General features: G+C 70.5%; 19 protein-coding genes. 9 read left to right on the plus strand and 10 right to left on the minus strand.

The window, feature by feature from the left end; translation table 11 throughout:
* The first annotated feature begins 2 nt into the window (after nucleotides 1-2).
* Both C463_RS12380 and C463_RS12385 read left to right on the plus strand, forming a co-directional pair.
* On the plus strand, nucleotides 3-869 hold the full coding sequence (locus C463_RS12380; RefSeq protein WP_008444262.1) for an ABC transporter permease: 867 nt from the start codon (nucleotides 3-5) through the stop codon (nucleotides 867-869).
* A gap of 208 nt (nucleotides 870-1,077) precedes the next feature.
* Nucleotides 1,078-1,578, plus strand: a complete 501-nt coding sequence (locus C463_RS12385; RefSeq protein WP_008444263.1) for a hypothetical protein — start codon at nucleotides 1,078-1,080, stop codon at nucleotides 1,576-1,578.
* A gap of 65 nt (nucleotides 1,579-1,643) precedes the next feature.
* Here the strand turns inward: C463_RS12385 and C463_RS12390 are convergent, their stop codons facing one another.
* The 6 genes from C463_RS12390 to C463_RS12415 all read right to left on the minus strand — a co-directional run bounded on the left by C463_RS12390 (nucleotide 1,644) and on the right by C463_RS12415 (nucleotide 9,995).
* The gene (locus C463_RS12390) at nucleotides 1,644-3,008 is read right to left on the minus strand and encodes an ABC transporter ATP-binding protein (RefSeq protein ID WP_008444265.1); all 1,365 of its coding nucleotides are present in this window, start codon (nucleotides 3,006-3,008) and stop codon (nucleotides 1,644-1,646) included.
* Nucleotides 3,005-4,126 carry an ABC transporter ATP-binding protein gene (locus tag C463_RS12395; RefSeq protein ID WP_008444266.1) on the minus strand — a complete coding sequence of 374 codons (1,122 nt, stop codon included), beginning with the start codon at nucleotides 4,124-4,126 and terminating at the stop codon, nucleotides 3,005-3,007. Before C463_RS12395 ends, C463_RS12390 begins: the two co-directional genes overlap by 4 nt.
* Nucleotide 4,127: 1 nt before the next feature.
* Nucleotides 4,128-5,117, minus strand: coding sequence for an ABC transporter permease (locus C463_RS12400; RefSeq protein ID WP_008444272.1), 990 nt, complete (start codon nucleotides 5,115-5,117; stop codon nucleotides 4,128-4,130).
* 91 nt (nucleotides 5,118-5,208) lie between these two features.
* The gene (locus tag C463_RS12405; RefSeq protein ID WP_274595620.1) at nucleotides 5,209-6,204 is read right to left on the minus strand and encodes an ABC transporter permease; all 996 of its coding nucleotides are present in this window, start codon (nucleotides 6,202-6,204) and stop codon (nucleotides 5,209-5,211) included.
* Nucleotides 6,205-6,388: 184 nt separating this feature from the next.
* Complete coding sequence (locus C463_RS12410) at nucleotides 6,389-8,053, minus strand: ABC transporter substrate-binding protein (RefSeq protein WP_008444274.1); 1,665 nt, start codon at nucleotides 8,051-8,053, stop codon at nucleotides 6,389-6,391.
* Between the two features lie 286 nt (nucleotides 8,054-8,339).
* Nucleotides 8,340-9,995 (minus strand): GTPBP1 family GTP-binding protein, encoded by a 1,656-nt coding sequence (locus C463_RS12415; RefSeq protein ID WP_008444275.1) that lies wholly within the window; start codon nucleotides 9,993-9,995, stop codon nucleotides 8,340-8,342.
* Between the two features lie 151 nt (nucleotides 9,996-10,146).
* Here C463_RS12415 and C463_RS12420 point away from each other — a divergent pair, with 151 nt between their 5' ends.
* The gene (locus tag C463_RS12420; protein WP_008444276.1) at nucleotides 10,147-10,992 is read left to right on the plus strand and encodes an HFX_2341 family transcriptional regulator domain-containing protein; all 846 of its coding nucleotides are present in this window, start codon (nucleotides 10,147-10,149) and stop codon (nucleotides 10,990-10,992) included.
* Nucleotides 10,993-11,307: 315 nt separating this feature from the next.
* Here the strand turns inward: C463_RS12420 and C463_RS12425 are convergent, their stop codons facing one another.
* Entirely contained in the window at nucleotides 11,308-12,318 is a 1,011-nt protein-coding gene (locus C463_RS12425; RefSeq protein ID WP_008444277.1) for a transcription initiation factor IIB, read from the minus strand.
* Between the two features lie 163 nt (nucleotides 12,319-12,481).
* Between C463_RS12425 and C463_RS12430 the strand changes: the two genes are divergently transcribed.
* Nucleotides 12,482-13,003 carry a DUF7858 family protein gene (locus C463_RS12430; protein ID WP_008444283.1) on the plus strand — a complete coding sequence of 174 codons (522 nt, stop codon included), beginning with the start codon at nucleotides 12,482-12,484 and terminating at the stop codon, nucleotides 13,001-13,003.
* Nucleotides 13,004-13,028: 25 nt separating this feature from the next.
* On the opposite strand, the gene C463_RS12435 is transcribed toward C463_RS12430, so the two are convergent.
* Nucleotides 13,029-13,856, minus strand: a complete 828-nt coding sequence (locus C463_RS12435) for a cell division inhibitor (RefSeq protein ID WP_008444285.1) — start codon at nucleotides 13,854-13,856, stop codon at nucleotides 13,029-13,031.
* An 84-nt stretch (nucleotides 13,857-13,940) separates the two neighbouring features.
* A complete protein-coding gene (locus tag C463_RS12440) occupies nucleotides 13,941-14,372 on the minus strand; it encodes an HIT family protein (protein ID WP_008444286.1) in 432 nt (143 codons plus the stop codon).
* A 130-nt stretch (nucleotides 14,373-14,502) separates the two neighbouring features.
* Here C463_RS12440 and C463_RS12445 point away from each other — a divergent pair, with 130 nt between their 5' ends.
* The 4 genes from C463_RS12445 to C463_RS12460 all read left to right on the plus strand — a co-directional run bounded on the left by C463_RS12445 (nucleotide 14,503) and on the right by C463_RS12460 (nucleotide 19,033).
* Nucleotides 14,503-14,805 carry a DUF7091 family protein gene (locus C463_RS12445; protein WP_008444288.1) on the plus strand — a complete coding sequence of 101 codons (303 nt, stop codon included), beginning with the start codon at nucleotides 14,503-14,505 and terminating at the stop codon, nucleotides 14,803-14,805.
* 86 nt (nucleotides 14,806-14,891) lie between these two features.
* Nucleotides 14,892-16,085: a hypothetical protein gene (locus tag C463_RS12450; protein ID WP_008444289.1), complete on the plus strand. Its 1,194-nt coding sequence runs from the start codon at nucleotides 14,892-14,894 to the stop codon at nucleotides 16,083-16,085.
* Between the two features lie 192 nt (nucleotides 16,086-16,277).
* Nucleotides 16,278-18,170, plus strand: coding sequence for an ABC transporter substrate-binding protein (locus C463_RS12455; RefSeq protein ID WP_008444292.1), 1,893 nt, complete (start codon nucleotides 16,278-16,280; stop codon nucleotides 18,168-18,170).
* Complete coding sequence (locus C463_RS12460; RefSeq protein WP_008444294.1) at nucleotides 18,167-19,033, plus strand: phosphatase PAP2 family protein; 867 nt, start codon at nucleotides 18,167-18,169, stop codon at nucleotides 19,031-19,033. Before C463_RS12455 ends, C463_RS12460 begins: the two co-directional genes overlap by 4 nt.
* Nucleotides 19,034-19,088: 55 nt before the next feature.
* On the opposite strand, the gene C463_RS12465 is transcribed toward C463_RS12460, so the two are convergent.
* A complete protein-coding gene (locus tag C463_RS12465) occupies nucleotides 19,089-19,748 on the minus strand; it encodes a DsbA family oxidoreductase (RefSeq protein ID WP_008444296.1) in 660 nt (219 codons plus the stop codon).
* A 114-nt stretch (nucleotides 19,749-19,862) separates the two neighbouring features.
* On the opposite strand from C463_RS12465, the gene thiD reads away from it, so the two are divergent.
* The gene (thiD, locus tag C463_RS12470) at nucleotides 19,863-20,720 is read left to right on the plus strand and encodes a bifunctional hydroxymethylpyrimidine kinase/phosphomethylpyrimidine kinase (RefSeq protein ID WP_008444298.1); all 858 of its coding nucleotides are present in this window, start codon (nucleotides 19,863-19,865) and stop codon (nucleotides 20,718-20,720) included.
* The last annotated feature ends 233 nt before the right edge of the window (nucleotides 20,721-20,953 follow it).

Here is a 20,953-nt window from a genome sequence, read left to right on the forward strand (position 1 = left end):
TCATGTCGGACAGTGAGAAATACAGCCGGCTGTCGCGTCTCGTGGGGCGCCCCGGGCTCACGGAGACCGTCTCCGTCGACCGGATCGTCTCCGCGTTCGCCTCGTACGGCATATGGGCGCTGACGATCGGGATCGTCGTGTTCCTCTGGCTCCCGCTCTCGCAGATCGTCGCGCTCTCGTTCACTGAGAACTCGGTGCTGTTCCCGCTCGGGGGAGTCACGCTCCAGAACTACGTCAGCCTGTTCACCAACGAGTCGCTCCTCGCGGCGGCCAGACAGAGCGCGTTCGTGGCGACGGTATCGGCCGGGGTCGCGACGCTGCTCGGCGTCCCGCTGGGGTTCGCCATCGCCCGGCATAGCTTCCGCGGGAAGTCGCTGCTCAGGGGTCTCGTCATCGTCCCGCTGTTGATGCCGGGGGTCATCATGGGGATCTCGCTCCTGATCCTGTTCCGCGTCGTCGGACTCTCGTCCGGCTTCTTCACGACCGTGCTCGCTCACTCCGTGTACGGGCTGCCGTTCATCGTCCTGCCGGTGGTCGCCAGGCTCGCCGTGTTCAACCGCAACCTCGAGGAAGGGGCGCGCGACCTCGGTGCGGACGGTCGCGCCGTGCTACAAGACGTCACCCTTCCGATCATCTCTCCCGCGATCGCGGCCGGCTTCGTGTTCGCCTGGCTCCGATCGTTCGAGGATTTCATCCGCGTCTTCTTCGTCGGCGGAACGATGGACGCGCTCACCAAGGAGATGTACGGGATGGTGGTGTACTCCCAGGGCACGGAGGCGATGGACCCGATGGCGACGATCATCGTGCTGGTCATCAGTCTCGCGTTAGCCGTCGCGATCAACTTCCGCGATATCCTCGAGTACGTCTGAGCGGTTCTGCCGGGCTTTTTTTGTTTCGGGCGGACCGCGTCGGCGGACCGACACCGTCTGATCGGATCGACGGCACCGATTCGCGACCGTGCCCGAAACGGTTTAGCGGACCGGGGTGTGAGAGGCGAGTGAACCGAGCGCATTAGGTCGGCCGCGGCGTGCCCCGAAGGCGGCCGAAGCTCCGAATTCCCCGCTCTCAGAGACCCACATGGTCGACAGACGCCACGACAGCCAGACGGACCGAACCGGCTTCGACGAGACGAAGAACTACCTCTCGGAGGCCATCGGCCGCGTCGTACCGCGGTCGGTGGCCCGCAGAGCGATCGAGGTGACCGTCAGCACCGACGCCGCCGAGTACGCGCCCGACGAGCCGGTCGCGATCACCGTCGCGATCCGCAACCGCCTGCCGGTCCCGATCGAGGTGCCCACGACGACCCGCCGACTGTGGGGATGGGCGGTCGACGGCGTCGTGGAGGCCACGGACGAGCGTCGCTACGTGCCCGACGAAGGGTCCTCGCTGTCGCTCCGGGCCGGCGAGACGAAACGCGCGACGGTCACGTGGAACGGGCGGTTCCGCCGCTCCGACGGCGCCGACGGGCTCGACCGGTCGGTCCGAGCCGAGCGCGGCGACCACACGGTCTCCGTGTTCGTGCCGGTCCCCAGCGCCGACGAGCGCCACGAGGACGCCACGCAGATACGGATCCGGTAGCCGGGAGTCGCCGGGATCTCGCGGTCGGCTTCGCTTCTGAACCGAACGGCGAAAAACGAGGCCGATCAGTCGTCCGCTTCGGTCGCCCCCGCGCCGGGGCGGGCCGCGTCGTCCACCGCCGGCTCGTCGACGGCGCTCGCGAGCGCCTCGTCGCGACGCAGGTGACACGCCGAGTAGTGACGGCCGTCGGTGAGGTCCGAGGGCACCTCGTAGGCCGGCGTCGTCGTCGCGCAGACGCTCTGGTCCGCGAACCGCTCGACGAGGATCTGCTCGGCGTCCTCGAACTCGTCGCGCTCGATGTGTCCGAGCGCCTCGTCGAGCAGGGTGCCGGCGTCGCCGCTCGGCACCGCGTCCTCGAAGTACCGCGAGCGGAGGATGTCGGGGTCGGTCTCCTCGAACGCCCGGCGCTCGACCGCCCGCTGGAACTCCACGACGTTCCGCCAGGCGTCCTCCGTCATGTCGTACTCGTCCGGCTGGATCACTTCGGGGCACCGCGTCCGGAACCGGCAGCCGGACGGCGGGTCGATCGGCGACGGCACGTCGCCGGACAGCAGCGCCGTCCGCCCGCCGCTCCGCGGGTCCGGGACGGGAATGGCGTCGAGCAGGGCTCGTGTGTACGGGTGTTTCGGGTTCTCGAACAGCTCCTCTTTGTCGGCCAGCTCGACGATGTTCCCGAGGTACATCACCGCCACGCGGTCGGAGATGTGGCGGATGACGCTCAGGTCGTGCGCGATGAACAGGTACGTGAGGTCGAACTCCTCTTGCAGCTCCTCCATCGTGTTGAGGACCTGCGCCTGAATCGACACGTCGAGCGCCGACACGGGCTCGTCGCAGACGATGAAGTCGGGGTTCACCGACAGCGCCCGCGCGAGATTCACGCGCTGGCGCTGCCCGCCGGAGAACGCGTGCGGGTACCGGTTGTAGTGTTGCGGGTCGAGTCCGACCTTCTCCAACAGCTCCTTCGCGCGGGCCTCCCGGCCCTCCTCGTCGAGCATGCCGTGGGCCTTCATCGGCTCCTCGACGATCGGCCCGACCTTCATCCGGGGGTCGAGCGACGACTGCGGGTCCTGGAAGATCATCTGCATGTCCTTCCGCATCCGCCGCAGCGGCTCGCCGGACAGGGACGCGAGGTCCTCGCCCTGGAAGTAGACGCTCCCGCTCGTCGGTTCGAGCAGCCGGAGGACGGTGCGCGCGAGCGTCGACTTCCCGCAGCCCGACTCGCCGACCAGCCCGAGGGTCTCGCCCTGCTTGATGTCGAAGTTCACGCCGTCGACGGCGCGGACGTCGGAGGTCGACCGGGAGACGTACGGGAACTCGTCGTCGAGCTGGACGCCGGCCAGCAGCCCGCTCTCGTTGTCGAAGTACTTGCAGAGGTCGCGGACCTGTAACAGCGCCTCGGGGTCCGACTCCGGCGGGCCGACCTCGGTCATTCCGCCTCACCCCCGGTCTCCGTGAACCCGGCGGAGAACCCGCCGGTGGCCCGCGTATCGATCGGCGGGCTCTCGTCGTACCCCACGTCGAACGCGTCGTGTTTCACGCACGCGGCCGTGTGCGGCGCCCCGCCCTCCTCGCTCAGCTCCCGCGGCTCGGGGTGGACCTCGCGGCACACCTCCCGGGCCTCGGGACACCGCGAGTGGAACCGACAGCCGGCGGGCGGATCGATCGCCTCCGGCATCACCCCTTGGATCGGTCTGAGCTCGTCGACCGTCCGGTCGGGCCGCGGCATCGAGTCGAGCAGCGCCGACGTGTACGGGTGTTTCGTGTCGTAGAACAGGTCGTCCACCTCGGCCTGCTCGATGATCTCGCCGAGGTACATCACGTTGACGCGGTCGCAGATCTCCGCGACGACGCTCATATCGTGGGTGACCCAGATGAACGACGTGTCGTACTTCTCCTGGAGATCGGTCACCATCTCCAATATCTCGCCCTCGACCGTGACGTCGAGCGCGGTCGTCGGCTCGTCGGCGATGATCAGGTCGGGCTGGCAGGCGAGCGCCATCGCGATCAGCACGCGCTGCCGCATCCCGCCGGAGAACTGGTGCGGGTACTCGTCGTACCGCGACTCCGGCGCGGGGATCCCGACCTCCCGGAGCATGTCGATCGCCTCCTCTTTCGCCTCGGCGGCGCCGAGGTCGCGGTTGATCTCGATGAACTCCCGGAGCTGTCCCCCGACGGTGAACACGGGGTTCAACGACTCCATCGGGTCCTGGAAGATGATCGCGATCTCGCGGCCGCGGATCCGCTTGCGCATCTCCTCCTCGGTGAGCATCTCGTCGCGCGGGCGGAGTTCGCCGTCGTCGCCCTCTTCGACCCCGAAGATCGTCTCGCCTTTGAACTCGATCTCGCCGCCGACGATCTCGCCGGGGCTGTCGACGAGCCGGAGGATACTGGAGGTCGCGACGGACTTTCCGGCGCCGGACTCGCCGACGAGGCCGACGATCTCCCCCTCGTGGACGTCGAAGGAGATGCCGTCGACGGCGCGGACCGTCCCGTCCTCGGTGAAGAACTGTGTCTTGAGATCGCGTACGCTGAGTAGTGGTTCGCTCATATCAGTTGTTAATCCGCGGATCGAGGGCGTCCTGCAGACCGTCGCCGAGAATGTTGAAGCCGATGACGGTGATCAGAATGGCGATACCGGGGAAGATGCTGAACGTCGGCGCGGGAAGCATGTACCCGCGCGAGGCCGACAGCATCTGTCCCCACGACGGCGTCGGCGGCTGCGCGCCGAAGCCGAGGAACGAGAGGCCGGCGACGATGAGGATGCTCACCCCGACCTGAAGCGTCGCTTGGACCAGCACCGGCGCGAAGCTGTTCGGGATGATGTGTCTGAAGATGATGTTTCGGTCTTTCACCCCGGCGGCCCGAGCGGCCTCGACGTAGTCCTCCTCGCGGATGGAGACGACTCGTGATCGGATGAGCCGGTTGAAGACGGGTATCGCCGTGATCCCGACGCCGATCATCGCGAACGTGAGGTTCCGCCCGAACGCGGTCATGAACGCGATGACCAGCACGAGGAACGGGATCGCGTAGATGGTCTCGGTGACCCGCTGGAGCACGTCGTCGATCCAGCCGCCGTAGTAGCCGGAGACCGCGCCGATGACGGTGCCGCCGCCGAGGCCGATGGCGGTCGCGAGGAACCCGACCGTCATCGCGATCCGCGTCCCGTAGATGGTCCGGGAGAGCAGGTCGCGCCCCCGGTGGTCGGTGCCGAGCGGGTGTTCGAGCACGCCCTGCCCGAACTGGTTCTCCATGCCGACCGGCGGGAGCAGCCGCCGGACGTTCCCCGGATCGGTCTCGGGGTTGTACAGCACCGCCTCCGCGATCGCGTAGTCGAGCACGTAGTAGTCGAACGCGGCGAAGATCGCGACGAACGTCATGACCCCGACGATGTAGGTCCCGATCCGCGCCGTCGTGTCCTGTTTGACCTGCTTCAGCGTGTATCGCAGGCCGACGCGGGCCTCGACCTCGTCGGGCCCGCCGCCGCTTTCCTCGCCGTCGTCCGGTACGTCGTCGTCCGAAGTTGCGCTGTTAACCGACATTACTCGTCACCGTAGGTGNCGTCGGGCCCGCCGCCGCTTTCCTCGCCGTCGTCCGGTACGTCGTCGTCCGAAGTTGCGCTGTTAACCGACATTACTCGTCACCGTAGGTGACCCGCGGGTCGAGGTAGCTGTACGTGATGTCCGTGATGATCACGCCGATCACGTAGACGAACCCGAACACGAGCGTCGTCCCCATGATCAGCTCGTAGTCCTGATTTTGGATCGCCGTGATGATCAGTCTCCCCATGCCCTGGATCCCGAAGACGGTCTCCGTGAGGACGGCGCCGCCGAGTGCGGTCGAGAGCCCGAGGCCGATGATGGTGATCACCGGAAGCTGTGCCACCTGGAACGCGTGCTTGCGGACGATGGTCGATTCGGGCACGCCGTACGCCCGAGCGAGCTTCACGTACTCGCCCTGAAGCGAGTCGACCATCGACGAGCGCTCGATGCGGGTGATCTGCGCCATCTGAAGCGTTCCGAGCCCGATCATCGGGAGGAACAGGTGGTGCGCCGTCTGCCGGATCACTTCCATCTGCGTCGCCGCCCCGCGGACGGTCGACGGGTCGGCCCACGGGAGGACGAGTCCTCGCGCTGGGAACCACCCGAGGTAGAACGCGAAGACGATGATCAACACCAGCCCGATCCAGAACGACGGCGTCGAGACGCCGATGAGCGAGATGATCCGTGAGATGTGGTCGGCCGGCTCGTTCCGCCGCTTCGCCGAGATGACGCCGAGCGGGATCGCGGTGATGACCGCGAACGCGAACGCCGACAGCATGAGCAGCAGCGTCACCGGCAGCCGAAGGATGATCATCTCGAGGACGGGGCGGTCGTAGTAGATGCTCTGGCCGAGATCGCCCACCGCGACGCTACTGAGGTACGCGAAGTACCGCACGTGTATCGGGCGATCGAGGCCGTACCGCGCGCGGATCGCCTCGACCTGTTCCTGTGCCGGCGTCGGCCCCAGCATGATCTCGACCGGATCGCCGGGGATCTGGTTTGCTAGGAAGAACGTTATCGTCACGATACCTATCAGTACGGGTATCGCCTGTGCGAACCGCCGGAGTGTGTACCGAAGTAAACTCACTGTCGTGGAATCCTCGTTGCTTCGATTCGGTTTTTGCTGTCGCTTATCCGTTTCGCTCCCGCCGACACACCAATACGGGCCGTAGGCAGCCGGTCAGGGTGACCGCGACCGCTTCGGAGGGGCCTTTCACGCTGATCCCGGTCGTCGGAGCGCGGGCGGCCCGGGCTCCGTCGAGGCGACCGAGTTACCGGGACACGGTGGCGCCGTCCAGCTGGATCTCCGTCGAGATCGGATGCGAGCTGAAGCCCTCCACGACGTTGCGCACGCCGTAGGAGTTGTTCAGGTTGTACGCGGGGAGGTGGACGCGTCCCTCGAGCAGCGACGTCGTCGCGTCGACGTAGAGCTGGCGGCGCTCCTCGCGATCGGCGGACTCGCGAGCCTGCGTCAGCTTCTGCGAGGCCTCGTCGTAGCCGTGGAACGTCCCGTTCGTGACGCCCTCCGTCTCCTGGCTCAGCAGGTTGTACGCGAACGTGTCCGGGTCCGGCGAGCCCGACCAACCGAGCGTGTACATGTTGTAGTCACTCTCGCTCCCGGTGTTGTACGTGTCGAGGAACGTGCCCCAGTCGAGACGCTGGACTTCGACGTTCTGGAAGCCAGCGTTCTGGAGCCCGTCACCGATGGAGATGCCGATCTGCTCGCGCTTGTTGTCCGGCGGCACGATGATCCGCCAGTTGTAGTCCATCGGCACGCCGGCCTCCTCGAACAGCGCCTGCGCCTCCTCGAGGTCCTGGTCGTGCTGAATGTCCGACCACTCGTCGGTCGGGAAGTCCCACTCCTCGGAGATCGAGGACGGGTAGGGACTGGACTGGCGGACGCCGGCCGGCTCGACGAAGTTCTCGACCGCCTGGTCCATCGAGACGCAGTAGTCGACCGCCTCGCGGACGAGGGGGTCGCTCGTCGGACCCTCGTTACAGTTGAACGCGAGGTAGAAGTACCCGATACCGGGTTCTTCGGTCAGCGTGGCGCTCTGGTTCGCCTCGACCGTCTCGTACAGCTGCGGCGGAATCGACTCGATGATGTCGACGTTTCCGGTCTCAAGTTCGGTGACCCGCGTCGTCTGCTCGACGATCGGCTCGAACTCGACCGTGCCGATCTCCGGGAGGTTGTCGCTGTCCCAGTAGTCGTCCCACCGCTCCAGCGTCGCGAAGCCCTCCGGCTCCCACTCGGCGAGCTGGTACGGCCCGGAGGTGACCGGCTCCGTGTTGTACGCCTCGGTGTCCTCCTGTCGGACAGAGGCGTTGACGACGTTCCGTGCCATGGCGATCGTGAACGCACCGTACGGGTACTTGAGGTCGAACTGCGCGGTGTGTTCGTCGATCGCTTCCCCGGTGTCGACCATGTCCACCTCGGAGGCGTTCTCGGTCTGCTCCTCGACCGGCGCCATAATCGTGTGGACGACGTCCTCCGCGGTGACGGGGTCACCGTTCTGGAACTGGGCGTCCTCCCGGATCGGCACGATGAACCGCGTGCCCTCGCGTTCGACCGTCGGCATCTCCGCGGCGATCTTCGGCTCCAGGCTGACGCCGTCGCTGTACTCGTAGAGCCCGTCGAATATCTGTCCGGCGACCTGCGCGGACGGCACGTCGTTCATGACGACGGGGTCCATGTCGAGCGGTCCCTTCGCCTGCGCGAAGTACAGGCTCGACGCGCTCCCGCCGTCGGACCCGTCGGACCCGTCGGAGCCATCGCCGCCGTCGGACCCGTCGGAGCCATCGCCGCCGTCGGACCCGTCGGAGCCATCGCTGCCGTCTCCTCCGCCGGCACACCCGGCGAGCAGGAGGGAGGTGCCGGCTGCTCCGCCGGCGAGGACCTTCCGTCGCGAAATGCGTTGTGTGTGTTGTCGACGCATACAGGCGACCTCTTGTTTCTATCAAATAAGTATTTTGGCTTACCCCGTCCGTACGGTCACTTCTGTTCGCTGCGCTGTCTTTTTGTACATCTCATCCCGCCGAACACCGTCCGAATCGGTGAGCCGTCCGCCGTTATCGGGGGTTTCCGACCGCCGCCCGTGAAATCTGGATCGATCATGTAGGACCGAACGCTCGCGCGCACCCGCCGTGAGAGTAGTCGGTCCCGCGATAACTCGGCCCGGGCACTCTCGGTTTCGGGGCCGGCGCCGGCCGACACCGTGTCGGTCAGCGGTCGTCGGCCGGCGTGTCGGCTTCCGTCCCCCCGGTACCCGTCACGGTCCCGACGCCCTTGCTCGATCCCTCGCGGAAGACGAACCGCTGTCCCGGCTCGATCAGGTACGGCCGGAACTTGAACCGGACGCGCGCGTTCCCCGTGTCGCCCGGGAGCAGCCGCCCCTCGTCCGGGAAGAACGCGGCCGCCTCGGAGAGCGTCTCCAAGTGGACCACCGGCTCGTACCCCTCCTGGATCCGGGTCGGGTGGTTCAAGACCATCACCTCGGCGTCGAACTCGCGGACCGGTTCGGGGTCGCTCCCGCGGGGCACCAGGGCCATCCCGCGCTCGATCTCCGCCTCGTCGACGCCCTTCAGCGCGATGCCGACGATCCGCCCGGCGGTCGCCTTGTCGACCCGGTGGTAGTGCATCTCGATCGACCGCGCCTCCACCTCGCGGAAGGACCCGTCGGGCATGGGGCCGAGCAGGAGTTCGTCGCCCGTCTCGACGGTCCCCGAGTTCACCGTGCCGGACGCCACCGCGCCCACGCCCGTGACCTTGTAGCTGCGGTCGACGTACATCCGGAACGTCTCGCGATCGGGCGTCGCGCGCTTCGGGAGCCGCTCGAACAGGCGGTCGAGCGTCTCGATTCCGTCCTTCGTCACCGCGCTGGTCCGCAGCAGGGGAACCACCCCGTCGCCGACCTCCGCGACCGCGGTGTCGACCCCGTGACGGTCGATCAGAAGCGGCGTCTGTCCCGCGTCGCGCAGCATCGACTCGACCTCGCGCTCGACTTCGGCGAGCCGCTCGTCGCTCACGGCGTCCGCCTTCGTGATCGCGACGGTGGTCGGCAGCTCGGTCGCCAGGAGGATCCCGAGGTGTTCGCGGGTGGTCTTCGTCGGGCCGTCGTCGGCGGCGACGACGAGGAGCCCGTAGTCCAGCTTCTGCCCGACGATCCCGCGGATCGTCGTCCGGAGCCACGGCTCGTGGCCGACGGTGTCGACGAAGGAGACAAGCCGGTCGGCGGCCTCGACGACCCCCGCGCGGTCGGACTTGCGGTGCGGGTTGTCCATCCTCACCGGCTCGTCCGCGCCGTCGGCGAAGCCGTACACCGCGTACGAGAGGTCGGCCGAGAGGCCGCGCTCGACCTCGTGGGGCTGGACGTCGAGGAAGCCGCGCGTGCCCCCCTGTCCGTCGTCGGCGCGCCCGGTGACGAGCGTCCCGACGAGCGTCGACTTGCCGTGGTCGACGTGGCCCGCCGTGCCGACCACGAGGTGGTCCTCGTCGGCCTCGAACACGCCGCCGTCGCGGAGCGTGGCGAGCCCCACCAGCCCCGCCTCGTCGCCGTCGCCGCCGGAGCCGGCGCTCCACGTCTCCACGTCGGCGATGTGGGCCTCCGCCTCGTCGGCCAAAAGCGAGAGCACGTCCATCGTCTCGGAGAAGGCGTCGGGGGAGACGCCCGCCAGTCCCCCGTCGTCGGTCACGCCGAGGACGTAGGTGGCCTCGCCGTCGCCGGAGAGGACGCGGTGGCGGAGCTGGGCCACGAGCGACTCCATGCGCCCGTCGGCGAGGTGGACCTCGCGCGTCAGCCGCTCCTTGAACTCGATCGCGCCGCCGTCCCGCTCGCCGCGCTCGATGGCCCGCCTGAGGGCGGACCGGTCAGCGCTCATACCGCTCCGTAGGCGACAGCCGGGCTTAACGGTTTTCGTGGTACGTGGCCCCACGACACGTGATCGGTACCGAGCGCTCCGGAGCCGCGCCGGAGCGCGCCCCGGTCGACCCGGGCGGGTGATTTAACCGACCGCCGCGGGGAAGGTCGGTATGGACACCTCGGTCCCCAGCGTCGCCGAACGCCGCGTCCACGCCGTCCCGCTCGGGTACGAGCGCGACCGGATCGTCGAGCCCCTCCGCCGCCACGGCGCCGACGTCGCCTACCTCCTCGTCGACGCCCCCGACCGAGAGGGGGCCCGCGGCGACGTGGACTTCGGGGCGGCCGGCGCCGCCGACCCCGCGTCGACCCGCGTCGACCCCGACGACCTCACCGACTACCAGCGCGACGCGTGGACGGCCGTCGCCGAGTTCGCCGACGTCCGACCGATCCCCGTCGCGCTCGCGGACGTGTACGACGTGCTCGGCGTGACGACGACGGTCGCCGCCCGTCACCAAGCGAGCGCAGCGGACGGGGACCGCCTCTTCGGCAACGTCTCGACCGGCCCGCGGATCGCCGCGGTCGGCGTCGCCCTCGCCTGTATGATCGTCGGCGCGCGCCCCTACAGCGTCGAGCCTGAACGCCACCGCCACGACCGGCGCGAGGAGCCCCTCACCGAGGGCGTCGAGCGCACCGTCGACCTCCCGATCTACCCGATGGACGCACCGACGCGGGATCAGGTCGCCGTGCTCGGCCGGCTCCACGAGCGCGCCGAGGGGAACGTGACCACGGACAAGTGGAACCTGATCGAGTGGGCGCGCGAGCGCGACCTCGCGTTCCTGCGCGGGGCCGGCGAGAGCCGGACCGCGAAGTACCGCGCGCTGGAGACGCACGTCCTCTCGCCGCTGCGCGACCGCGGCTACGTCGAACTGGAGGACGTCGGCCGCTCCGACACCGTCCGGCTCACGGAGACCGGCCGCCGCGTCTTCTTCGCCTTCAAGCACAAGATAGACGAGTAGCCGGAGTTCGCTCGGTCGACGTTCGGTGAGCGATCGACACGCGAGACGCGGTCCGTCCGATCCGAACCGATTGTACGGTCTGTCCGTACTGCCGACGGCTAACGTAGAATTATCCCCCGCACCTCGATTCAACTGCGTGACGCCCGCCGGGCGGTCGGGGCGCTCTCACTGCCCTCCCTGCCCTCCAGGCCGCCCGCCCGCTATCGGTTCCCGGTCGCCGCCGCTCCCTCCGCGGCGACCGGTCCCCGCTGACGCCGCCGCGCCCGCCCGGCGGACCGTCACGGCCGACGGACCTCCCGTCGGTGTTTCTCCGACTCACTCCTCGGTGAGGTCGACGTACGTCCGCCGGACGGTCACCGGCGTCACGTCGGCCACGTCGGCGGCCTCCTGCTGGGTACACTCGGCGTCGAGCTCGCGGGCCGCGGTGTAGAGGCAGGCGGCCGCGACGCCGACCGGGTTGCGGCCGTTGGCGATCCCCTCCTTGACGGCGCGGTCGGCCAGCTCCCCGGCGCGGCGCTCGACGGCCGGGTCACAGTCGAGGTCGCTGGCGAACCGCGGGAGGTACTCCGCGGGGCCGCTCGGCGCGATCGGGAGACCGAGCTCGCGGTTCATGGCGTCGAAGGCGGCCCGATGCTCGTCCTCGGTCGCCTTCGCCTCGGCGCACACCTCGCCGACCGTGCGGGCCACGTCGGCGGTGCGGCAGGCGACGTAGACGCAGGCGGCCGCGAACCCCTCCAGCGAGCGCCCGCGGAGCAGGCTCTCCTCCTGCGCGGAGTCGAACAGCGCGCAGGCGGCGTCGCGGACGCTGTCCGGCAGCCCCATGACGCCGGTGAGCCGCCGGATCTCGGTGTAGGCGTACACCTTGTTGCGGTCGCGCTTCGTCGAGATCTGCGCGCGGTTGTGCTGGGTCCGCATCCGGGCGAGCCGCCGGCGCTTGCGCCCCTTCACCTTCGTCGACCGCCCGATCTCCGTCGAGAGGCCGCGGTCGTGGCGGGAGCGCGTCAGCGGCGCGCCGGTGCGCTTCGGGTTCGTGTCGTCGTCGTCGAAGGACCGCCACTCGGGGCCGTGGTCGATCCGGTCGGCCTCGACGACGAGCCCGCAGTCGGTACAGACGCGCTCCGCGCCGTCGACGCGCGTTCGGCCGCCGCACTCGGGACAGGTCTCGCGGTCGCCGGTCTCGGCCGTGGCCGCAGTCTCGGATTCCTCGTGCGCCGCGGTACGTTTCGGGTCCGCGGCGCGGTCGGCGGTCGCGGCGCGGTCGGCGGTCGCGGCGTCGTCGGTCTCGGTCCGGGGCGAACGAACGCGGGTCGAGCGTGCGTCACTCATCACACGTCGAACTCCGGCCCGATGCCTTAGTTAAACCCGGGCGGATCGGCGGTCGATCGGCCGACTCGCGGCGCTCGAACCGACCGGTTATCGGTCGGTGATCGGACGGGTGAGGTCGGCGCAGTACGGTGGTTTTAACCCTCCGTGAGAGCCATCCCTTCGCATGACGCTGTCGGAGATCGCGGCGGGGGTCGAGGTCACCTCGCGCCAGCGCGATCGCGGAGTCGCCCTCGCGGACGACACGGAGACGCCGCTCGTCGACCGCCTGTCGGCCCACGCCGAGTCGCTCCCGTGTACGCCCGAGGCGACCGCCACGCTCGTCGACGCCTACACCGCCGGGCGGAGCGTCGGCGACGCGGCCCGCGAGGCCGGGGTCTCTCCGATGACGGCCGCGAAGGCGCTCCACCGGTGCGGCGTCGCGGGTGTCTGTCCGCTCTCGCCCACCGGCCGCGACGTCGTCCGCGACTGGCTCGCCGGCCGGATCGCCCGCAGCGAGGCGGTCGAACTGGCCGGCGGCGACGAGGCAGACTTCGCGCTGGCGACGTACGTCGAGACCCACGATCCGGTCGAGCCCGTGGCGGAGGCGGTCGACGCGCAGGTCGCCGGCTCCGCGCCGCTGGGCGACGGCCTCGGCGCCGACGACCCCCTCGGCGACGCGCTCGGCTCCACCGACGGGCTCCGCTGAGCGTCGATCCTTCTCTGCGGCCGATTCAGGGCGTCACCCGTTCGACGAGCCCCGGCTCCGGGAACTCCACGTCGAGTGAGGCGTCGAACGCGGTCTCGTAGGCGGTCGCGACCGCCCGCGCGTACGCGTCGGCTTCGGCGGCCGCGGTCGGCGCGGCCGCCACCTCGGGGTCGGTCGCCGGCATCCGGACGACGCCGGCGCCCTCCGTTTCACCTCCGTCGTCCGCGCCGGCCTCCGCTCGCTCGACCGCGAGCGTCGCGTCGAGGCTTCCGCCGACGTCGGCGATCCGCCCGCGGAGCCGCTGGGCCGCGTCGAGCCCGTGGGCGGTCGCCGGCCTGACCGCGACCGCGCGGTCGACGGTCGTCGCGGCCGCGACCGCCTCGTTCGATCCGACCGGCGCGGCGTCGACGACCACCGCGTCGTACGTCGTCGCCGCCTCGTCGATCCGCCGCTCCAGCTTCCGGGCGGCCTCCGCGGTCTTCGCCCGCGCGACGCGCTCGAAGGGCGCCTTCGCGGGTATCGCGTCGACGCGTCCCGGGAGGGCCGGCGCGTCGCGCTCGCTTCGGCCGCTCCCCTCGCCGCCGAACCCCGACCGCTCCGCGCCCGCGCCGGTCCCGACGACGGGGTACGCCGCCGCCGACAGCGCCGCGTCCGGATCGTCGGTGAGGAGCGCGGTGAGGTCGGGGTCGATCCGCCCGGCCACGTACTCGGAGAGCCCCTGCGTCGTGAACGCGGCGTCGACGACGGCCACGTCGTTCCCGTCGCGCGCGCCCATCGCCGCCAGTTCGACAGCGGTCCGCGTCGTCCCCGCGCCGCCGGTCGCCCCGACCAGCGCGAGCGTCGTCGCCTGCATGTCCCGGTCTCGTCGGAGCCAGTTTGTAAAAACCGCGAAGCCGAGCGGCGGCGCGGGCCGCGGTGCCGTCGCCGCCTCTTTGCCCTATCCGTCTATCGCGGCCACGACCTCGTCGGCGACGGCGTCGAGTTCGTCGTCCGAGAGGTCGGGCCGGGCGCCCGCAACCGCGTGGATCGGCGCGCCCCCGTCGCCCTCGAACCGCGGGACGACGTGGACGTGGACGTGCGGCACCTCCTGCCCGGCCGCCTCGCCGTTGTTGACGCCGACGTTTGCGCCGTCGGCGTCGACGGCCGCTTCGATCCGCGGCGTGAGCGCGGCGACGGCGTCGAACAGGTCGCTCGCGAGGGCGGCGTCGAGGTCGCCGACGTGCTGCGCGTGCGACTTGGGGATCACGAGCGTGTGCCCGCGCGAGAGGGGGTTCGCGTCGAGGAACGCCAGCACGGAATCGGTCTCGTAGACGGTGCGCGCCGGGATGTCCCCGGCGACAATCGAACAGAAGATGCAGTCGTCGGACATACCCGAGCGATCGCTCGGGCGTCTCATCAAGGTTTCCCGGGCCGCGGTTTCCCGGGGCCGACCGGCGTCGGGCGGTCCGCCGGCTCCCTTCCGCCAACGGACCTATATCCGCCGCGCCGAAACGGGCGGTATGGACGACCGGCTCGAACGCGTCATCCGCCAGCAGCTCCGGAAGGCGGGCAAGCAGTTCGAGGAGGCCAGACGGGCCTACGCGGAGGGCCGCGACGACCCCGAGGGCGACGCGGCCGCGGCGGCCCGGTTCGACCTCCCGACCGACGACGCCGGCGCGGCTCGCATCGTTTGCCGCCGCCACGCGGAGCGCCGGACCGTCCCGGTCGACGCCGAGGGGCGCCCCGCCTGCTTCGACTCCGGCCACCCCGACTGCGAGGGGTGCGCCGAGGACGTCCGCGACGGCGTCGTCGAGACGTGGTGACCGTCGGGACCCGTCGCGACGCCCCTTCGCGGTAGCGCGGCGGGCCGACCCGAAGGCGTTTGTTTCCGGGTGTGCTGGTGAGGCGCATGAAACGGGTCGCCGTCGTCGTCGCCCTCCTCGCCGTCGTCGGGGTCGGCCTCGTCCTCTCCGGGTTCTTCGCCGGTGTCGCCGAGGAGCCGACGGTCGACGATGTCGCGGACGACCGCCTCATCGCGGTCGACGGCGACTACCGGCTCTGGCCGTACACGAGCCGAAGCCGGAGCGTCGAGGGGCGAACGCTCGCGATCAACGTGGTGTTCCACGCCGACGCCGAGGCGACCCGGGCGGCGATCGAGGGCGACGCGGCCGCGAACTGGGAGAAGACCGACCCCGACGAGGCGGCGGCGACGATCGACGACGGCGATCAGGTCGGGGAGTTCGTTGCCCGCGACTGGCGCGACGCCCGCAGCTCGCTCCGCTACTCGTACGTCGAGGGGCCGAGCGGCGGCGTCTGGCTGACCGAGACGTTCGAGCTCCACGACGGGGCGTACCTCGGGGTGCGCGACCACCTCCGCGCGTACGAGTCGCCCGACGGCGCCTACACCGCGGTCCAGGCCCACGAGGAGTACTACGACTGGTTCCGGCTCCGCCACACCGTTCCGGACATCGACGCCCCCGCGACCCGGCTGGAGGACGAGTTCATCGAGTCGGGCCGCGCGAGCGACGTCCGCCGCGAGTACCGCGGCATCGACGGCGGCCGCAGCGACGGCTGGCTCTCGGTGATCGAGCTGGCAGCGACCGCGGCGCTCGCCGGGGCACTGCTCCGCCGGCGGACCCGGGAGGCGGCCGACGACCTCCTCGGCCGGCTCCGGACGGACGCGGGGCGACACGCGGCGGCCGCGACGCTCGGACTCGCGCTCGGCACCGTCCTCGTCGGCGTCCGGTTCGCGGGCGTGGCGCTGGAGACGGTGCTCCCCGGGGTGTCGCCGAAGGCGATCGCGGCGCCGCTGTACCTCGTCCTCGCGGTCGGGCTGCCCGCGCTGGTCGTCCGGCGCGCGCCGCGGTCGGACCCGACGGCGGCCGCGCTGGCCGTCGTCGCCGGCCTCGGCGGCGGCTTCGTCGCCGACTTCGCGGCGCTCGGCGTGGCGGTTCCCGCCGACCTCATCGTCCACCGGGTGGCGCTCCTCGCCGCGCTCGGCGTCGTCGCCATCGGGCGGGCGGCCGCGGACCGACCGCTGGCGGTCCTCGGACTGCTGGCGTGGGCGGTCGGGCTGGCGCTTCCGCTGGCGGACGTGATCTGATGCGATCAATTCGGCTCTGATGCGATCAATTCGGCTCTGATGCGATCAATTCGGCTCTGATGCGATCGTTCCGGCACTGGTGCGGTCGGTTCGGCCGAGTGTGGGGGATCCGTCGCATCGGCGCGACCTTTCGGCGCGGCGACAGCACAGAAGAGATATACACGGTGACGGAAAACAGGGGGAGACGAACGGATGACGCGACCGATCAGTCGACGGGCGGCGCTCGCTGGGCTCGGCCTCGCGGCCGCCAGCGCCGGCTGTCTCGGTCGGACGGAGAACATCGCCGGGAGGGACCCGCACGAGCAGCTGACGCTCGAGATCAACACCACGCCGGCCGACGGCGACCCGAACGGGATCCGGATCGCGAGACAGTTCGAAGAGCACCTGACCGCGGTCGGCATCGACGTCCGCCTCAACACGGTCGGACAGACCGACCTGTGGCGGAAGGTACTCGTCAACCAGAACTTCGACCTCTACGTCGGGCAGTTCGTGGAGACGGAGCCCTTCGATTCCGACGCGCTGTACGGGCTGACGCACTCGCAGTTCGTCGCGGAGCCGGGGTGGCAGAACCCCTTCGGGTTCACGGAGATCGCGGTCGACGACCTGCTGGAGCGACAGCGCCGGGCGACCGGGACCGACCGATCGGACGCCGTCGACGCGCTTCAGGAGACGGTGTGTGACCGCCAACCCTTCTCCGTCGTCGCGTTCCCCGACGCGCTCACCGCCGTCCGGGGCGACCGATTCGACGGGTGGACACAGGACCGCCAGCCGGTGTCGGTCACCGGACTCCTCGGCCTCGACGCCGTCCCCGACGCCGACGGGAGCGACGGATCGGGCGACGGCAACGCGACGGACGGCAACGCCACGGTCGACGCGGCGGACGCGGACGAAGAGGGCGGAGCCGCCCTCCAGCTGGTGACGACCGACGCCCGAATCACGGAGAACTGGAACCCGATCGCCGCGGAGTACCGGAAGTACGGCACGTTCACCGGCCTGTTGTACGACCCGCTCGTCCGCACGGACGACCGGTCGACCGTCCCGTGGCTGGCGGCCGACTGGGAGCGCCCCGGCGCGAACACCCTCGACGTCGCGCTCCGCGACGCCCGGTGGCACGACGGCGAGCCCGTGACGGCGAGCGACGTCGCGTTCACCTACCGGTTCCTCCGGGACACCTCGCTGGGGAGCGTCGAGACGTCGGTGCCGACGCCGCGGTTCCGCGGGCGGAGCTCCCTCGTCGAGGACGAGCGGGTCCTCGACGACTCGACGGTCCGACTCACGGTGCCCGACGTCAACGAGACGGTCGCCGCGCGGGCGCTTCAGGTGCCGATCCTCCCGGAACACGTCTGGTCGGAGCGGACCGACGCGGCGACCATCGCGGGCTTCGAGCTCGACTTCGAGACCACGGAGGCGGTCGTCTCGAACAACGCCGACCCGGTCGGGAGCGGGCCGCTGCGCTTCGTCGAGGCGACCGCCGGGGAGTCGGTCGTCTTCGAGCGCAACCCCGACCACTTCCTCGTCCGCCCCGCGCCCGGCGCCGACTCGGACTCCTCGGGGGAGACGGCGGACCCGCGAGCGGGGATCCCGCCCCGGTACCACGGGAAGCCGGCCTTCGACCGGATCCGGGTCGAGGTGTTGCCCTCGGACATCTCGGCCGTGGAGTCGGTCGCCGGGGGGCTCGCGGACGCGACCGTCTCGAACCTCGGCCCCGAGTCGGTCCCGCGGATCGGCCGCTCGGACGACACGCGGCTCGTGAGCGGCCAGTCGGCGGCGTTCTACCACGTCGGCTACAACGCGCGGCGGAGCCCGCTGTCGAACCCCCGATTCCGGGCGGTGATCGCGCGGCTGATAGACAAGTCCGCTATCGTCGACAACACCTTCGACGGCTACGCGCAGGCGGCGGCCTCCCCGCTCGCGGCCTCGCCGGACGCGGTCCCCGAGTCGCTGGCGTGGACCGACGGGACCGACCCCGTTCACCCGTTCTTCGACGACGGGGGGTCGCTGGACGTCGAGGCCGCTCGCGAGGCGCTGCGGGACATCGGGTATCGCTTCGACGACGAAGGACGGCTGCTCTCGCGGGGGCAATGACGCCGTTCCTGTCCGTCCTCACGTCGGTCGTGGCGTGGGTCGGGGCGATGCTGGCCGTCGCGAGCCTCGCGGTGATCGGTCCCGCCCGGCTCCGCGAGACGTGGAGCGGGCTCCGCGACCGGATCTGGGACGCGCGTCGGGCCGTCGCGCTCGTCTGCGTGGTGCTTCTCGCTAGCGCGGTCGGCCGCCCGCCGCTGCTGGACGTCTCCAAGCTCTTCGGGATTCAGGCGACGGCGCTCATCTACGGGCTGGAGGGCGGCTTCGTCGCGTGGGTCCAGGCGACGTTCGCGTCGCCCGCGCTGACCGCGTACTTCTCGCGGGTGTACGTGTACGGCTACGCGTTCCTGCTCGCGTTCCCGCCGGTCGCGTACCTCACGTCGCCCCGCCCCGCGGATCTCAGGCGGCTGCTCGTCGCGTACGCGCTCAACTACGGGATCGGGCTGGTGCTGTACACGCTGGTGTTCGCACACGGGCCGCGGAACGTGATGCCCGACATGGTGACGCCGCTGCTTTTCACCAACCAGCCGGACGTGATACTGCTCGCGAGCGAGGTGAACGAGAACTCGAACGTCTTCCCGTCGCTACACACCTCGCTGTCGGTCACCGTGGGGACGTTCGCGGTGCTGACCCGCGACGAGTACCCGCTGTGGACGCCGGTCGCGGTCCCGCTCTCGCTGTCCGTCGTCGTCGCGACGATGTACCTCGGCATCCACTGGCTCACGGACGTCGTCGCCGGGTTCGCGCTCGCGTTCGGCTGCGTCGCGCTCGCCTACCGGTTCGTGGATCCCCGCGACGACGCCGCCGAATCGGGCGACACCGGGGACGGCGGGCGTTCCGGATCCAAGATCGACGCGAGCGCCTGATCGGCGAATCAGAACCGACGGGAACGACTGATCCTCGCTCTCGGCTCCGTCGTGATCAGACGCCCTCGACGAGCCGTTCCAGTTGCTCCGGCGGGACCGCGCCCCGGGCGGCGTGGCCGTCGTACGCGAACGTCGGGACGCCCGTGACGCCCTGCCGCCTCGCGGCGTCGAACATGTCGGTGACGCGCCCGCGGAGGTCGTCGTCGTCGAGCGCCGCGTCGACGACGGCGGCGTCGAGCCCGTCGACGTCGGCCGCGATGTCGGCGAGCACGTCGCGGTCGCCGATGTCGCGCCCCGCCAGCCAGAGCGCGTCGAAGGCGGCCTCGTCGAACGCGAGCCACGCGTCCGGGGCGGTCTCGCGCACGCGGACCGAGACGATCTGCGCGGGCAGCGAGTCCACGTCGCTCGCGAGTTCGAGCTCCATCTCGTCGGCGCCGTACTCCTCCTGAAGCCGCCGGACGTTCTCGCGGGCCTGCTCGTAGTACTCCTCGTCTTTCCCGGTGTCGGCGTCGTGGTCGATCTCGCCGTCGGGCCCGCGCTGGCCCGCGCGGAGGTCGAACGGGTGCCAGTCGATGTCGAGCGGCTCCTCGCGCGTCTCCTGATAGTTCGCGAGCGACCGCCGCCCGAGGTAGCAGAACGGACAGACGTAGTCGGAGTAGACGGTGATCGCCTCGCTCCCGTCGGCGCCGGTCGCGGCGTCGGAGTCGGTTGCCATGCCGCCCGCTACGCCGCGGAGCCGAAAAGGTCGTTCGGCGACGGCAGGCGGCGGTCGGGCGGGGGGCGCTACGAGACCACCACCAATTAATATCACTAAGTTGTACCACCGCACATGCCCGAGTACGACCCGGTCGACCCCCCGGTCGCGCTGACGATCGCCGGCAGCGACAGCGGCGGCGGGGCGGGAGTTCAGGCGGACTTGGCCGCGATGCGCGCGCACGGCGTGTTCGGCACGTCGGTCGTGACCGCGACGACGGCCCAGCACACCCGCGGCGTCGAGGACGTGAACCCGCTCCCGGCCGACCACGTGGCGAGCCAGTACGCGGCGGTCGCCGACGACTTCGACGTCGGCGCGATCAAGACGGGAATGCTGGCGACCGCCGAACTCGTCGCGCGCGTGACGGAGTCGGTCGCGGACGCCGACGCGCCCCTCGTCGTCGACCCCGTGATGGTCGCGGCGACCGGCGACCGACTGCTCTCGCCGGCCGCGGAGGACGCGTACGAGGCGCTGGTCGCGGCCGCGACGCTCGTCACGCCGAACGCCGACGAGGCCGCGGTGCTGACCGACGAGCCGGTCGAGACCCCGGCCGACGCCGAGGCGGCCGGGCGAGCGCTCATCGGATTCGGCGCTGACGCGGCGCTGGTGAAGGGCGGGCACCTCGACGGCGAGTCGGGCGATCGAGATGTCGTCGTCGACACGCTCGTTTGTGCCGGCGGCGCCGACGGGGCCGGCGGCGACGGGACCGACCCGACCGTCGATCGCTTCGAGACGCCGCGGATCGACACCGACGCGACGCACGGCTCCGGCTGCGCGTTATCGAGCGCGATCGCGGCGCGGCTGGCGAAGGGAGAGCCGCTCCGCGAGGCGGTCGGCGCCGCGGTCGAGGAGATGACCGAGGCGGTCCGGCGCGGCTACGACGTGGGCGAGGGCCCGGGCGCGGTCAACCCGACGGCGTTGGGCGAAGAGTGAACCGAGATCGGCCGAGACGGAGCTTCGTATTCGGTACGTCCCGAGTCGAACGTCGCCGCAGTCCCTGACGCTCGGTTACACATTGTTACTGCCGGATCGGCGACGAACGCCTCCACAGCCCCAGTCGCGAGGGCGGCGCACGCTCGCCGCGCTCCTCGTCGCTCGTTTCACTCGCTCCTGCGGTGCTCGCGTCGCCTGCGCCGCCCTCGCGACTGCCCCTTCGAGTCCCACCC

The sequence above is a fragment of the Halorubrum californiense DSM 19288 genome (genome assembly GCF_000336875.1).
Taxonomy (GTDB): Archaea; Halobacteriota; Halobacteria; order Halobacteriales; family Haloferacaceae; genus Halorubrum; species Halorubrum californiense.

Bases quoted from the DNA above. Each gene is read 5' to 3' on its own strand.
- C463_RS12380 (WP_008444262.1), top strand. From the start codon at position 3: ATGTCGGACAGTGAGAAATACAGCCGGCTGTCGCGTCTCGTGGGGCGC.
- C463_RS12385 (WP_008444263.1), top strand. From the start codon at position 1,078: ATGGTCGACAGACGCCACGACAGCCAGACGGACCGAACCGGCTTCGAC.
- C463_RS12390 (WP_008444265.1), bottom strand. From the start codon at position 3,008: ATGACCGAGGTCGGCCCGCCGGAGTCGGACCCCGAGGCGCTGTTACAG.
- C463_RS12395 (WP_008444266.1), bottom strand. From the start codon at position 4,126: ATGAGCGAACCACTACTCAGCGTACGCGATCTCAAGACACAGTTCTTC.
- C463_RS12400 (WP_008444272.1), bottom strand. From the start codon at position 5,117: ATGTCGGTTAACAGCGCAACTTCGGACGACGACGTACCGGACGACGGC.
- C463_RS12410 (WP_008444274.1), bottom strand. From the start codon at position 8,053: ATGCGTCGACAACACACACAACGCATTTCGCGACGGAAGGTCCTCGCC.
- C463_RS12415 (WP_008444275.1), bottom strand. From the start codon at position 9,995: ATGAGCGCTGACCGGTCCGCCCTCAGGCGGGCCATCGAGCGCGGCGAG.
- C463_RS12420 (WP_008444276.1), top strand. From the start codon at position 10,147: ATGGACACCTCGGTCCCCAGCGTCGCCGAACGCCGCGTCCACGCCGTC.
- C463_RS12425 (WP_008444277.1), bottom strand. From the start codon at position 12,318: ATGAGTGACGCACGCTCGACCCGCGTTCGTTCGCCCCGGACCGAGACC.
- C463_RS12430 (WP_008444283.1), top strand. From the start codon at position 12,482: ATGACGCTGTCGGAGATCGCGGCGGGGGTCGAGGTCACCTCGCGCCAG.
- C463_RS12435 (WP_008444285.1), bottom strand. From the start codon at position 13,856: ATGCAGGCGACGACGCTCGCGCTGGTCGGGGCGACCGGCGGCGCGGGG.
- C463_RS12440 (WP_008444286.1), bottom strand. From the start codon at position 14,372: ATGTCCGACGACTGCATCTTCTGTTCGATTGTCGCCGGGGACATCCCG.
- C463_RS12445 (WP_008444288.1), top strand. From the start codon at position 14,503: ATGGACGACCGGCTCGAACGCGTCATCCGCCAGCAGCTCCGGAAGGCG.
- C463_RS12450 (WP_008444289.1), top strand. From the start codon at position 14,892: ATGAAACGGGTCGCCGTCGTCGTCGCCCTCCTCGCCGTCGTCGGGGTC.
- C463_RS12455 (WP_008444292.1), top strand. From the start codon at position 16,278: ATGACGCGACCGATCAGTCGACGGGCGGCGCTCGCTGGGCTCGGCCTC.
- C463_RS12460 (WP_008444294.1), top strand. From the start codon at position 18,167: ATGACGCCGTTCCTGTCCGTCCTCACGTCGGTCGTGGCGTGGGTCGGG.
- C463_RS12465 (WP_008444296.1), bottom strand. From the start codon at position 19,748: ATGGCAACCGACTCCGACGCCGCGACCGGCGCCGACGGGAGCGAGGCG.
- thiD (WP_008444298.1), top strand. From the start codon at position 19,863: ATGCCCGAGTACGACCCGGTCGACCCCCCGGTCGCGCTGACGATCGCC.